Below are 11,949 nucleotides of genomic sequence, written 5' to 3' on the forward strand. Positions count from 1 at the left end.
CGGTAGGCGTCGGGGGATGAAGACGGGATTGACCTCATCGACGGGCCAATCTTTCCATTCGAGGTCGGCCTCCACCAGACGCTTGCCGGGTTCCAGATCCTTCGCGGCGACCAACACCTTGGCCATCGGGCGGACTTCGACGGGAGCGGCGGCCGCCGGTGTCGTGGGTTCGTTCGAAGACGACCCCATGGCCCGGACCACGAGGGCCAAGCCAATGGCTGAGACGGCGGCGATGCAGATGACGACGATGCGGGCGGGCTTCATCCAGGATGTCTCCAGCAGGCGCTGTGTTTCGGATTCATCCCCCGACGCCTACCGTTAACGATCATGGGCCTTGCGGGTTAACGCTTCCTAAGCGCCGCGAACGCCGGTCAACGGGTTGTCAGCGACCGGAGGCGAAGGTCAGAAGCAGCCCGCTCTCGGGCAGAGCCAGCAGGGCGCCGATGGCGATGGCGACGCCGTAAGGAATATCGCCCTTGGGCTGCATCAGATTGATGACCCAGCCTTGCGACACCGACGGGGCGACCATCGGAAAATACTGACGCGCGGTCATCAGCAGCAGGCAGAAGGCGCCGCCCGCGATGCCGGTGTAGATCAAGAACGGCGCGACGCCGCTCATCCCCATCCACAGACAACTGGCGGCCAGCAGCTTGGCGTCGCCGCCACCGATCCAGCCGGCGGCGAACATGCCCATGCCGACCAGCAAGGCCGCGAACCCGATGCCGACATGGATGGCGACATCCATCGGCGCGGCGCCGATAAGAAAGGCGATGGGGAAAAAGGCGCCGATCAGGGCCAACGAGATCCAGTTCGGGATCTTCATGGTGATCAGGTCGTGCAGACCGCCGACGATGACCAGGGCCGGAAAGACGCCGAGCAGGGTAAGCAGCAGAATATCCATGACCGGCATGTTGTGCGACAGGACTTAATGTTGGGTTTCGACCACAGAAAAGGGCCGGAGCTTTTCAGCCCCGGCCCCAATCTCAGGACTTTGAACGTCTGGCGATTAGCCGGCGTTCGCCGTATCCAGCTCAGTCTTAACCTTCGTGAAGGTGGCCTTCAGGCTGGTGCTCATTGTGCCAAGCACGGTGATCAGAGCGACGGCGATCAGAGCAGCAATCAGGCCATATTCGATGGCGGTGGCGCCCGATTCGTCTTTGGCGAAGCGCGAGATGAACTTGGTCATGGGTAGTTCCTTTTTCAAATGGTCTAGCGAGCAACTTGGCGGGGGGAGCCGGTAGCCCGCTTGACCCCCAAACGCAGGATCAAAATGCACGAGGCCCGTTAAATCTGAGTCACAAGGTTTGGTTACGCGCGGATTCACCAAAGAAAATTCTCATAACGGCGCTTCAGCCTTTGTTGAGGATCACGGCTGCATCATGCGCGCGTCCGCGTTCACACGCGCCACTATCAAGAGCCGCCGATGTCTCGCATCTCGTCCCTCCTGCTCGCCGCCGCCCTCTTTGCCGTCCCCGTCGTCGCCAGCGCCCAAGACGGCGCGCTGAACGTCGAGATCGATCGTTCGGCGCGCGTTCAGCTTCGCGGCGCCGCCGCTTCCATCATCGTCGGAAACCCCCAAATCGCCGATGTGTCGCTGGTCGACGCAAACACCATGTTTATTGTCGGCAAGGGCTATGGCGTCACTGAAGTCGTCGCCGTTGACGGTGTAGGCCGCACCCTCTTCCAGCGTGAGATCGTCGTCACAGGCGGCTCTACCGGTTCGGTTCGGGTTTGGCGGGGCGCCCAGGCGACGGAGATGGCCTGCGGCGCCTCGTGCACACCCAGCGTCCGGTCCCCCTCGGCATCTGCTGCGCCCACAGCGCCCTGACTTCAACCATGCGCGCTCGGAGATCATTGAAGTCGCGTTCGAGCCCCGACAGGCGGAGGCGAGACGGGTCGGCTGCGGTCGAGTTCGCCATGGTCGCCATCCCCTTCTTCCTGATGATCTTCTCGATCCTGGAATTGGGCATCGTATTCGTCCTGGACTCGGTGCTTGAGACGGCGGCCATGGATAGCGGCCGTCTTATTCGTACAGGGCAGGCCCATGCGCAGGGTTTCGACAAGACCAAATTCAAGACTCAGGTCTGCTCAAGGATGGTTGTTTTCAAATCCGACTGCGACAGTCGAATGACCGTGGACGTAAGGGTCATTCCCAAGTTCAGTACGCCGGGCGTCGAAGATCCGATCACAGACAGCGCTATAGACGACAAAAAGACAATCTATAATGGCGGCAAGGCCGGCGACCTTATTTTAGTTCGCATTTGGTATGTACACCCTCTCGCCACACCTCTTCTAAGTCAGGCAGTATCTCGAGTCGGAACAGGCAAGGTCTTACTTAGCGCGACGACCGCCTTTCGCAATGAACCGTGGCAATGACGCGCTTTCGCATGCCCCCATTCGTTCGATCATACGGGCGCGACACCCGCGGCATCGCCGCAGTCGAATTCGCATTTCTCGCACCAATCCTGATCTTGTTCTACTTCAGCATGGTGGAGTTCTGTCAGGGCTATATGGCGCTGAAACGAACTGGTCACGTCGCCGCGATGGTGGCGGACCTGGTGTCCCAGAGCGACAGCACAAGCAAAACCGACCTGACAGATGTGTTTGCGATCGGCGACTTGATCATGGCGCCGTTTGCTTCGTCCTCACTGACCCAACGCGTCAGCAGCGTCACGCGTGTAAACGCGACGACCTACAAGGTGGACTGGAGCGTTGGAAAAGGCATCTCGTCGAAACTGACGGTCGCGCAGGCCAAGGTCCCTTCAGACATGCTCGCCAACGGCGAGTCAGTGATCGTTGCCGAAGCCTTTTATGATTACAAATCACCATTCGACCGGGTCGCGCCATATGTGACCAAGTTCAGCCGCATGGCCTATCTGCGACCGCGCACCGTTGAAATGATCCCCTGCAGCGGTTGCTGACCCTTACATCCCGACCAACGCCTGTCGCATCGCTGACATCTTGACGTCCGTCTCAGCCTCCTCGGCGGCCGGATCGCTGTCCGCGACGATGCCGGCGCCGGCGAGGGTGCGATAGTTCCAGACGCCGTCGTTCAGTTCGAAACCGGCGGTCCGGATCAAGACCGATGCGGTCACGGCGCCGCCGTCCGCGATCAGGAACAACGACCCGCACCAGGGTCCGCGCGGCGGCTCGTGCGCGGCGATCACCTTCATCGCCTGATGTTTAGGCGCGCCGGTGATCGAGCCGGGCGGAAAGGTCGCTTCCAGCAGGTCGGCTGGACCCACTGCGGGCTGGGCCTCACCCGTCACGGTCGAGACCAGATGATGCACCGTCGGATGGTGCTCGACCTCGAACAGCGTCTCCACCTGGACCGATCCGGGCCGTGACACGCGCGCGAAATCGTTGCGCATCAGGTCCACGATCATCAGATTTTCCGCCCGATCCTTCAGGCTGGCCCGAAGCTCGCTCGCCAGGGCCTGGTCCTGATCGAAATCTTCCGCGCGTGGGCGTGTGCCCTTGATCGGACGCGCCTCGATGCGGCGGCTGGCGGGATCGAAGGCGAGGAACAGTTCGGGGGAGTTCGACACCAGCGCCCGATCCCCGACCCGCCAATAGGCCCCGAACGGTGACGCCCGCTCCTTTTGCAGCCGCAGGAAGACCTCGAATGGATCGCGACCGGGGCTCAGCTCCCCGGACCAGGCCCGGGCGAGATTGGCCTGGAACAGCTCCCCCGCCCCGATGCGTTCCACCACATCCGCGACCGCGTCGCGGTAGGCGCTTGCCGGCGCCTCGGCCTCGAACCGGTCGGCTGGCGCCGACGGGGTCACGACCGGTGCGGCCGTCGCCAGCCAGATCAGGGCCCGCTCGGCCGCCGCCGTCGCCTGCTCCGCCGTCGCACCTCTTCCCGTGGCGCATACTGAGCGCCTTTGATGATCGAAGCTCAGCATGGCGGGATAGCGGGCCAGCATCAGATCGGGCCAAACCGTCTCGCGCGGTCCGGTGGCCGGCCGGGCCCCCGCGTCATAGGCGGCCAGACCGACGACACCGGCGGCGAACAGCGGATCCCGCAGCGCCCCGAACGGCGCGGCCTCATCCACAGGACCGACGCGCACCGCGTCCGGCGCCTGGGCGACATGGGACCAGCGGCCGCCCGGCCCGCCGTCCGACAAAAGGGCCAAGGCGCCGTCGCCGCCGCCGAGACCCGCCGCCACCGCGACCGGATCGACCCAGGGCGCTTCACGCGCGATGGTGTGGCTGAAAACCTCGCTCACGCGGTCAGCCGCTCCACGATCCTGTCGCGGCGCGCCGCATCGACGCCCAACCCCTCCTGCAGATAAGCGTCCACCGATCCATGCCGCGCTTCGACCTCGGCGAAAGCGGCGTCCAGATAGGCGGCCTCGACACCCAGAAAGGCCACGATCGCGTCGTCCGACGCGACCCGACCCGTCATCTTGTGCAGCTGTTTAGCGATGCCGGGCGCCCGGCCCGCCAGATCGACGGCCGTGTTGGTCAGCAGATAGTCCTCGACCATGTCGTCGCGCGACACGCCCAGCAGATGGTGGGTCATGGCGGCGAGAAACCCTGTCCGGTCCTTGCCGGCCGCGCAATGGATCACCACCGCCCGGTCTTGATTCGCCAGGGTCTGAAAATAGCGGCCGAACACGTCCTGATGCGACGGGTCGAACGGCAGGCTGCGATAGGTCTGGGTCATGAAGCGCCGCCCCGACTCCGGCGTCAGGTCGGCGGTTTTCAGAAAGGTGATGTGCGGCGCCTCGGCCCCGTCGTCCACGCCGCCTTCGATGACCTGCCCGCTGAAGCCGTCGGGCCGGCGCGACGGCTGATCGCGGCGCTCGCCGGGTCGGCGCAGATCGACCACAGCTCCGATGTACAGCGCCTTCAGCCGCTCCAGGTCCGCCTCGCTGGCCCGGGCGTGGTGGGCCGAACGCAGCAGTCGACCGGGCTTTACGCGCCGCCCGGCCGCCGTGGCGTAGTCGCCATAGTCCCGAAAGTTGTCGATGGCCTCGAAGGCGTGAAGGCGGTCGGTCATGACCGCGCTTCTAGCCTATGTTCATCGCTCTGGCAGCAGGCCCGCCATGGCATCCAGATAGGCGACGAAGGCGTCGCGTCCCTGATCGGTCAGACTGGCTTCCGTCAGCGGCTTGCGACCGTTGAAACTTTTGGAGACGGCGACGAACCCCGCCTCTTCCAGCTTTCGCAGATGGACCGACAGATTGCCGTCCGTCGTCTGCAACCGGGTCTTCAGCGTGGTGAAGTCGGCCGATCCGGCCCCGGACAGATAGGCCATGATCCCCAGCCGGATGCGCCCGTGAATGACGTCGTCGATCCGGCTGATGTCGAAGTCGTCGGCCATGCTCAGACTACCTCCGACGGTTCCTGACGTATCAGGACGATGCCGGGGACCAGGGCCACGGCCAACAGGATCACGGCGAAGACCGGATAGATCGTGGCGCTGCCCATGAACCAGGCGACTGCGACGGCGCCGACGTAGGAAGCCAAGGCCGTAAAGGACATCCAGCGCGTTTTGGTCATGGCCGCGCCGATCATCCAGGCCGAACCATAGGCGACCAGAACCACCGTCGGCATCACCGCCATCCAGGACCATTGGCCGGTCTTGAGGGACAGAGCGACGAGCGCCAGCCAAGTGACGAAGATCCCATAGCCCACGCCCTCCCACGCCGCGCTGACCGCCTTGTTGCCGGCGGAGTTGACACCGGGCTTAGTTTTGATGCGGCCGATCAGGACGGTCAGGGCGACCGCGAACACCACGCCGGCGACGATCCAAACCCACAGTTGGGACCAGGGGTTCAGCCGAACGAGGCCCGACTGGATGGCCCATTGGATCAGACTGGTCGTTCCGAAAACGATGCCTGCCGTCACAAGGATCGGGCCAGCCAGAAGCGGTGTATGCCGGCCTTCGTGCGCCAGGCTGCGCATATAGGCGATGTCGTCCTGAATGGCTTGGGTCTCGCGGGTCATGATGCTCTCCTCCTCGAACCGTTGAGACAGGATCGCCCATTTGCTTTGTGTTGTAAAGTTCTTTCTTTTGGATCCCCACTGCGCATGAAAAAGGGGCGAAGCCATCGGCTCCGCCCCTCGTTCGACTTCATGTCTTCAGCCTAAAGTCGCGGCGCGCCGCGTCCGCGCAGTCCGCCGGCCACCAGGGCGATGACAAACAGGATAATGGCCACGACGGCGACGAACTTGGCGATCTCGAACGAGAAGTTCGCAATGCCGCCGAAGCCGAGAACGGCCGCGACAAGGGCCACGACGAGGAAGATAATTGCCCAACGCATCATGGGTTTAGCTCTCCTGAGTTGATGTTGCCGTCGGCGACCCGGGAGCCGTTCGTCGGTCTGTAGCATCAACGCCAGGGTCGCCCGGCCGTTCCATCGCCTATCGACGGCGACGACGCGAATAACCGCCCTGATCCATCTTGCGATCCGCGACCATGCTGGCGACGATCGCCGCCAGAGCCGGGTTGCGCAGCAACAGGAAGGCGGCGCCCAGACCGCCCACGGCGCCGACGATCGGACGCTCGCGAACGATGTGGATCACCTTGCCCAGCAGGCCCTCAGGCTCATCTTCCTCTTCGGCGTCGTCATGCTTGTCGCCCTTCAGGAAGACCAGCGCCACGATCAGGGCGACCAGGGAGAACAGACCGAACGTTACGGCCGCCGCGCCGAGCGGCGTCAGCGTCAGGCTGAGCGCATAGAAGATGGCCACGCCCAGGAAGACGACGGCCAGAAACGCACTGGCGGCGACGACAGCCGTCGCCACCAGTTTTTTGACGATGCCCTTGAACATCAGCGACGGCGGCCGGCCAGCAGCATGCCGAGGATGACGCCGACGCCGAGCGCCACGGCGGTCGATTGCAGCGGACGCTCCTGCACGCGTTCGACGACATAGCGTTGCGCCTCGTCGAAGCGTTCGGCGGCGTCGTCGTAATATTCGCGCCCCTTCACGCGGGCCTCGTCGTAATAGCTGCGGGCCTGCTCGCGGACTTCGTCGCTCTTGGCGCGCAGCTTGGCTTCGGCCTCGGCGGCCTTGTCGCGCAGGCGTTGGGTCTCTTCGCGGGCGCCGGTCTTCAGATCCTCCTTGAGGGTCTTCAGGTCGGCCTTGATGTCTTCTCGGGCCTTGGTGGTGGCCATGGTGCGCGCTCCGTTGAAAGCTTGGCGGTAGAATAGAGAACCCCGTCTTGCAACGCCACATGCGCAACGAGGTTCCTTTAGGTGGGTCGGGCGTGCGCCTCTCGCCACGGGCTTTTCGCCGCACTAGAACGGTCGCCATGACCCAATGGCTGTTTGCGCCCCGCCCCGCCCCGTCCTTGCCGATCGTCGGATCGGACCAGCGCTTCCCCGTTCGCCGCATCCTGTGCGTGGGCCAGAACTACGCCGCCCATGCGCGCGAAATGGGGTCGGACCCCGACAAACAGACGCCCTTCTTCTTCACCAAGCCGGGCGACGCCATCGTCTCGGACGGCGCAAACCCATCCTACCCGTCGGCGACCGCAAACCTGCACTACGAGGCCGAACTGGTCGCCGCGATCGGGCCGGGCAAGGATGGCGGCGTCGCTATCGTCGGCTGGGCCGTCGGCTGCGACCTGACCCGTCGTGATCTTCAGGCCGAGGCCAAGAAGGCCGGCCGCCCCTGGGACGCCGCCAAGGGATTCGATCAGTCCGCGCCCTGCGGCCCCATCACCTTGGGCGACCTGCCTTCGCCCGACGGCGCCATTCGCCTGAGCGTCAATGGCGAAACCAGACAGGACAGCGTCCTGAACGACATGATCCTGAACCCCGACCGGATCGTCGCGGCGGCCGCCGCCCTGTGGTCGCTGCAACCCGGCGACCTGATCTTCACCGGCACGCCGTCCGGCGTCGGTCCGGTCAAGCCGGGCGACCGCGTCGTTGTCACCATCGATGGCCTGGAGACGCTCAGCTTCGAGGTGCAGTCGTGATCCTGCACGGCTACTGGCGCTCGGGCGCCAGCTACCGCGTTCGCATCGCTCTGAATCTCAAGGGGATCGGCTACGAAAACGCCGCTCACGACCTGCGCAAGGGCGAACAGAAGACGCCCGACTATGTGGCGCTGAACCCGCAGGGCATGGTCCCCGCCCTTCAGGACGGCGATTTGGTCCTGACCCAGAGCCCGGCCATTCTGGAATGGCTGGAGGAAACCCGCCCCGACCCGGCCCTGCTGCCGAAGGGGGCGAACGACCGGGCGACCGTGCGCGCCATGGCCGCGCTGATCGGCTGCGACATTCATCCGCTGAACAATCTGCGCGTGTTGAAGGCCATCCGGTCTGAGTTCAACGCCGATCAGGCCGCCGTGGACGCTTGGGCGGCCCGGTGGATCGCGCCGGGCTTCGACGCGCTGGAGGCTTTGGTCGCCCGCCACGGCGCCGGCTGGAGCTTCGGCGACGCCCCGACCCTGGTCGATTGTTATTTGATTCCGCAGATGTATTCGGCGCGGCGCTTCAACATGGACCTATCGCCCTGGCCGCGTCTGCTGGCGGTCGAACAGACCGCCTTGGCTCACCCCGCCTTCGCCTCGGCCCACCCGGACTTGCAGCCGGACGCCGACGCCTGATTTTCGCCTCAGTGCGCATATCAGCGGTGGATAAGTAGGGTTCGCTTAAGGTCTCGCTCAGCGTCCCTTAAGCATTGGCGATCATAGTGTCGGGCGTGTCGTATTCCCCCGCCACACCTTCGGCGTCGTCGCCCATCCATCGCCTGGCCCTCGCCGTGGTGACCGAGCCCGAGCGCGCGCCCGGCGCCTTCATGAGCGCGCCGTCCGGCGCCCGCGAAGAAGCCATGCGTTTTCTGCTGCAAACCGGAGCCGACGCCGGGGTCAAGCTGATCGCAACCCGGCCCGAGGGCGACGGCGAACGCCTGCTGGGTCAGGCCTGGCCCTTCCCCTCGCCTTTCCAGGTTACGGTCCGCACCGTTGCGCTCAGCGAAGGTCTGGACCGGGTCGAGGCCCGCGCTCGTCGCTCGCTGGAACGGATGGGCCTGCCGCGCGGCGATGTTCTGCTGATTTCCAACGCCGCCGATCTGGCCGGCGCCGAAGGCCGCGCCCTGTGGGATCGCGCCCGCAGCCTGAAGGATCGCGGCCTGTTCCGCCGCATCGGTTTCTGCGCCACGATCGAGGACGGTCCCGCGCTTCTGGCGCGCCGTCTGGAAGCCGATGTGGTCCAGGTGCCGTGCAGCCTGCTGGATCAGCGCGCGGCCCAGGACGGCGTTCTGGAAGCCATCGCCGACACGGGCGCCTCGGTCCACCTGTCTTCGGTCTTCGCCGGCGGCCTGCTGTTTGCGGGCGGCGACGATCTGCCGGCCGAACTGGCCAGTCATGCCCAGGCCCTGTCGCGCACGCGCCGGCGTCTGGCCGAGCAGCGTTGCGATCCGATGCAGGCAGCGCTCGGTTACGCCCTGGCCCTACCCGGCGTCGACAAGGTCGTGGCCAGCGTCGCCTCCGCCGCCGAACTGCGCGCCATCCTGGCCGCCGCCCACGCTCCCTGTCCCAATCTGGACTGGGCGGCCCTGGCGCTCGAGGCGCCGGCGGCCTTCACCGCCGACGCCCGCGCCCGGATCAGTAGCGCAGCCTGATCCCGACGTAGCCGGATCGTCCCGGCTCGCCGTATCCGAACACCTGCTGATAGTGTTCGTCGCCCAGGTTCTCGATCCGCGCCGTCAGGGTGACCTGGTCGGTCAATTCATAGGCCGCGTTCAGATTGGCGGTGACGAAGCCGTCGCGCGCCACCGTCGAGAAGCCGCCCGAATCGTCCTGATCGCCTTCCGCCCGCACCGTCAGCGCGCCGGACAGGCGGTCGCCCGTCCAGCCAAGGGTCGCTGAACCGGCGTGTTCCGGCACGCGCAACAGGCGCGCCCCCGTCGTGCGGTCCGTCGCGTCGGTCCTGGCATAGGCCAGGGTCAGGTCGAACCCGCCGCCCAGCAGGGCGCGGCCTTCCAGCTCGAACCCGTCCGAACGCGTCTTGGCGACGTTGATGTAGCGACCGGCCGAATAAGTGATCTGGTCCTCGACATTCAGGCGATAAAGGGTCGCCCGCCCGTCCAACCGTCCGTCGGCCGATGCCCAGCCCAGTGCGATCTCGACGCTGTCGGCCGTTTCCGGCTTCAGCTCGGGATAGGGCAGCGGCGCAAAGCAGAAGTCGCAGACCGCCTGGCTGACCGTCGGCGACTTGAAGCCCGTGCCGTAGGCGCCCGACAGGATGAAGCCCCCGGCCAGATCATAGGCCGCCGACACCCGCCCCGTCGTCTTGGAGCCGAAATCGTCGGTGTCGTCGTAACGCAGTCCGCCGGTCAGGTTCAGCGCGCCGACATCGTATTGGGCCACGCCGAACACCGAGGTGATCGACAGATCGCGCGACAGGCCCGACGACAGGGCCGCCGAGGCCTCGTTCCGCTCCACGCCGAACGCATAGTCAATGTCCTGCGCCTGGCCGTTCGCCTGCCAGCGATAGGACTGACGGTCGCCGGTGAAGGTCGAGCCGAAGCCGCCGCTGACCGAGCTGCGATCCAGATCCGACGCCGAGACGCTGAACTGATGCGTCAGGCCGAACGCCTTGGCCGTCACCCGGCCAAAGCCCGACCATTGCTCGCTTTCCTGGGTGTCGTCGGTGTCGGCCAGAATAAAGTTCGGCGCCGGGAAGCCGTCGATATCGGCCTTGGACTTGTTCCAGCGCACCGATCCATCGACCTTGACCGCATCGGACAGGACATAGCGCCCCTTGGCGCCGAGCGTCGTGCTGCGGAAGCCGTCGGCCTCGGTGTTGCCGTCCGCCTCGTCCGCCGCCGAAATGCCGTCGGTGTCGAAGCGCGACGCATAGGCGCTGAAGGCGTAGGTCTCGTTGGCGACGCCCGCCGACAGGCGGCCGCGCACGGTGTCGAAGCTGCCGGCCTCGGCCTCGGCGCGCAGGCCGTCGATCTCTTGGGTCGTGAAGGAAATCACCCCGCCGATGGCGTCGGATCCCCACAGCGATGACTGCGGGCCGCTCAGCACTTCGATCCGCGCGATATCGGCCAGTTCGAAGCTGGAGAAGTCATAGGCGCCGTTCGGCTCGGCCGCATCGTTGACCGGCGCGCCGTCGACCAGGACCAGGGTCTTGCCGGGCGTCGCGCCGCGCATCCGCACCTGGGCCACGCCGCCGAAAGCGCCCGAGCGCGTCACCGACAGACCCGGCACATCGGCCAGGATGTCGGCGGCGAAGATCGCGCCGCGCTGCTCGATGCTCTTGCCGTCGATGACGCGGGCGCCGGGCGTGTCGGCGACGATGGCCGGGATGCGGGTGGCGGTGACGATCACCTCGTCCAGCTGGGTCGCGTCCTCGGCAAAGGCAGGCGCAGCGAAGGCGGCCGCGCCAATCGTTACAGAAAAGGCCGCCGTCGAAAGAAGAATGGAACGCTTCATTGAGCGATACCCCCGTGTTCGGTCCCGCGAATGCGCGCGAGAGACCGTCATGAGCGAACCGACCCGCCAGACCGCTTGAGGGTCTGGACGGCGCAAGGTCGGGTCGCTTCCACGGAAAAACCGCGCTGCTGTCTGGTCCCGGACAGGAGCGAGCGACGTCGGCGGCCAGGTCTCCTGGCTTGCGGGTCGTAAACCGCCGTCCTCGCCTTCCCAGTTGCCCAGTGGCGCCGGGATCGAAACCCCGGACGGACGACGCTCTCGCCGCCTACAGTTGCGGGCACAGCCACGGCGTCACACCGTGTTCCCTTAACCGCCTGACCCGGCCTATCGCAGGGCCGACAAGCCTGTGCAAGAGCCGGTCAACGGCCTTGAGCCGCCGGGCGCGATCCGTCACCCTGTGGCCACATGAACGCGCCCGTCTCTCATCCCCCGGAAATCGCCGCCTCGCTGGAAGGCGCGACGCCGTTCATGGCTCAATATCTGACCGCCAAGGCGGGCCAGCCGGACGCCATCCTGTTCTTCCGCATGGGCGACTTCTACGAG

18 protein-coding genes and 1 riboswitch are annotated in these 11,949 nt (G+C 65.7%); of the genes, 7 read left to right on the forward strand and 11 right to left on the reverse strand.

Annotated features, from left to right (window positions below; all coding sequences use genetic code 11):
* The 3 genes from B3T77_RS07655 to B3T77_RS07665 all read right to left on the reverse strand — a co-directional run.
* Positions 1-264: SAF domain-containing protein (locus B3T77_RS07655; protein WP_292078605.1), on the reverse strand; the 264-nt coding region annotated here is incomplete at its 3' end.
* Between the two features lie 118 nt (positions 265-382).
* A complete protein-coding gene (locus tag B3T77_RS07660) occupies positions 383-901 on the reverse strand; it encodes an A24 family peptidase (protein WP_039244111.1) in 519 nt (172 codons plus the stop codon).
* A gap of 105 nt (positions 902-1,006) precedes the next feature.
* On the reverse strand, positions 1,007-1,186 hold the full coding sequence (locus tag B3T77_RS07665; RefSeq protein ID WP_271042485.1) for a Flp family type IVb pilin: 180 nt from the start codon (positions 1,184-1,186) through the stop codon (positions 1,007-1,009).
* 237 nt (positions 1,187-1,423) lie between these two features.
* Here B3T77_RS07665 and B3T77_RS07670 point away from each other — a divergent pair, with 237 nt between their 5' ends.
* The 3 genes from B3T77_RS07670 to B3T77_RS07680 are packed head-to-tail and all read left to right on the forward strand — an operon-like array spanning position 1,424 to position 2,921.
* Entirely contained in the window at positions 1,424-1,828 is a 405-nt protein-coding gene (locus tag B3T77_RS07670; RefSeq protein ID WP_091750718.1) for a pilus assembly protein N-terminal domain-containing protein, read from the forward strand.
* 8 nt (positions 1,829-1,836) lie between these two features.
* Positions 1,837-2,376, forward strand: a complete 540-nt coding sequence (locus tag B3T77_RS07675) for a TadE/TadG family type IV pilus assembly protein (protein WP_271042484.1) — start codon at positions 1,837-1,839, stop codon at positions 2,374-2,376.
* Entirely contained in the window at positions 2,373-2,921 is a 549-nt protein-coding gene (locus B3T77_RS07680; protein ID WP_153922869.1) for a TadE/TadG family type IV pilus assembly protein, read from the forward strand. The genes B3T77_RS07675 and B3T77_RS07680 overlap by 4 nt, the downstream gene beginning before the upstream one ends.
* Positions 2,922-2,924: 3 nt before the next feature.
* Here the strand turns inward: B3T77_RS07680 and B3T77_RS07685 are convergent, their stop codons facing one another.
* The 7 genes from B3T77_RS07685 to B3T77_RS07715 all read right to left on the reverse strand — a co-directional run bounded on the left by B3T77_RS07685 (position 2,925) and on the right by B3T77_RS07715 (position 7,130).
* Entirely contained in the window at positions 2,925-4,232 is a 1,308-nt protein-coding gene (locus tag B3T77_RS07685; protein WP_292078617.1) for an anthranilate synthase component I family protein, read from the reverse strand.
* Positions 4,229-5,008: a tyrosine-protein phosphatase gene (locus tag B3T77_RS07690; protein WP_292078618.1), complete on the reverse strand. Its 780-nt coding sequence runs from the start codon at positions 5,006-5,008 to the stop codon at positions 4,229-4,231. Before B3T77_RS07690 ends, B3T77_RS07685 begins: the two co-directional genes overlap by 4 nt.
* 21 nt (positions 5,009-5,029) lie before the next feature.
* Positions 5,030-5,332 (reverse strand): winged helix-turn-helix domain-containing protein, encoded by a 303-nt coding sequence (locus B3T77_RS07695; protein WP_039243973.1) that lies wholly within the window; start codon positions 5,330-5,332, stop codon positions 5,030-5,032.
* 2 nt (positions 5,333-5,334) lie between these two features.
* Positions 5,335-5,958 (reverse strand): hypothetical protein, encoded by a 624-nt coding sequence (locus B3T77_RS07700; RefSeq protein WP_292078619.1) that lies wholly within the window; start codon positions 5,956-5,958, stop codon positions 5,335-5,337.
* Positions 5,959-6,098: 140 nt separating this feature from the next.
* Positions 6,099-6,278: a DUF1328 domain-containing protein gene (locus tag B3T77_RS07705; RefSeq protein ID WP_039243970.1), complete on the reverse strand. Its 180-nt coding sequence runs from the start codon at positions 6,276-6,278 to the stop codon at positions 6,099-6,101.
* 97 nt (positions 6,279-6,375) lie between these two features.
* Positions 6,376-6,786: a hypothetical protein gene (locus B3T77_RS07710; protein WP_292078623.1), complete on the reverse strand. Its 411-nt coding sequence runs from the start codon at positions 6,784-6,786 to the stop codon at positions 6,376-6,378.
* The gene (locus B3T77_RS07715; protein WP_017506144.1) at positions 6,786-7,130 is read right to left on the reverse strand and encodes a DUF883 family protein; all 345 of its coding nucleotides are present in this window, start codon (positions 7,128-7,130) and stop codon (positions 6,786-6,788) included. The genes B3T77_RS07710 and B3T77_RS07715 overlap by 1 nt, the downstream gene beginning before the upstream one ends.
* Positions 7,131-7,267: 137 nt before the next feature.
* On the opposite strand from B3T77_RS07715, the gene B3T77_RS07720 reads away from it, so the two are divergent.
* The 3 genes from B3T77_RS07720 to B3T77_RS07730 all read left to right on the forward strand — a co-directional run bounded on the left by B3T77_RS07720 (position 7,268) and on the right by B3T77_RS07730 (position 9,584).
* Positions 7,268-7,936 (forward strand): fumarylacetoacetate hydrolase family protein, encoded by a 669-nt coding sequence (locus tag B3T77_RS07720; RefSeq protein ID WP_292078626.1) that lies wholly within the window; start codon positions 7,268-7,270, stop codon positions 7,934-7,936.
* The gene (gene maiA, locus B3T77_RS07725; RefSeq protein ID WP_055807603.1) at positions 7,933-8,568 is read left to right on the forward strand and encodes a maleylacetoacetate isomerase; all 636 of its coding nucleotides are present in this window, start codon (positions 7,933-7,935) and stop codon (positions 8,566-8,568) included. Before B3T77_RS07720 ends, maiA begins: the two co-directional genes overlap by 4 nt.
* Before the next feature lie 95 nt (positions 8,569-8,663).
* On the forward strand, positions 8,664-9,584 hold the full coding sequence (locus tag B3T77_RS07730) for an aldo/keto reductase (protein ID WP_199060067.1): 921 nt from the start codon (positions 8,664-8,666) through the stop codon (positions 9,582-9,584).
* Here B3T77_RS07730 and B3T77_RS07735 read toward each other — a convergent pair.
* The gene (locus B3T77_RS07735; RefSeq protein WP_292078628.1) at positions 9,568-11,406 is read right to left on the reverse strand and encodes a TonB-dependent receptor plug domain-containing protein; all 1,839 of its coding nucleotides are present in this window, start codon (positions 11,404-11,406) and stop codon (positions 9,568-9,570) included. The genes B3T77_RS07730 and B3T77_RS07735 overlap by 17 nt on opposite strands.
* A gap of 146 nt (positions 11,407-11,552) precedes the next feature.
* Positions 11,553-11,761: riboswitch (cobalamin riboswitch) on the reverse strand.
* 113 nt (positions 11,762-11,874) lie between these two features.
* On the opposite strand from B3T77_RS07735, the gene B3T77_RS16360 reads away from it, so the two are divergent.
* Positions 11,875-11,949 (forward strand): hypothetical protein (locus tag B3T77_RS16360; protein ID WP_414633152.1); only part of this gene is annotated, 75 nt, incomplete at its 3' end.

This window comes from Brevundimonas sp. UBA7838 (assembly GCF_002500885.1).
GTDB lineage: Bacteria > Pseudomonadota > Alphaproteobacteria > Caulobacterales > Caulobacteraceae > Brevundimonas > Brevundimonas vesicularis_C.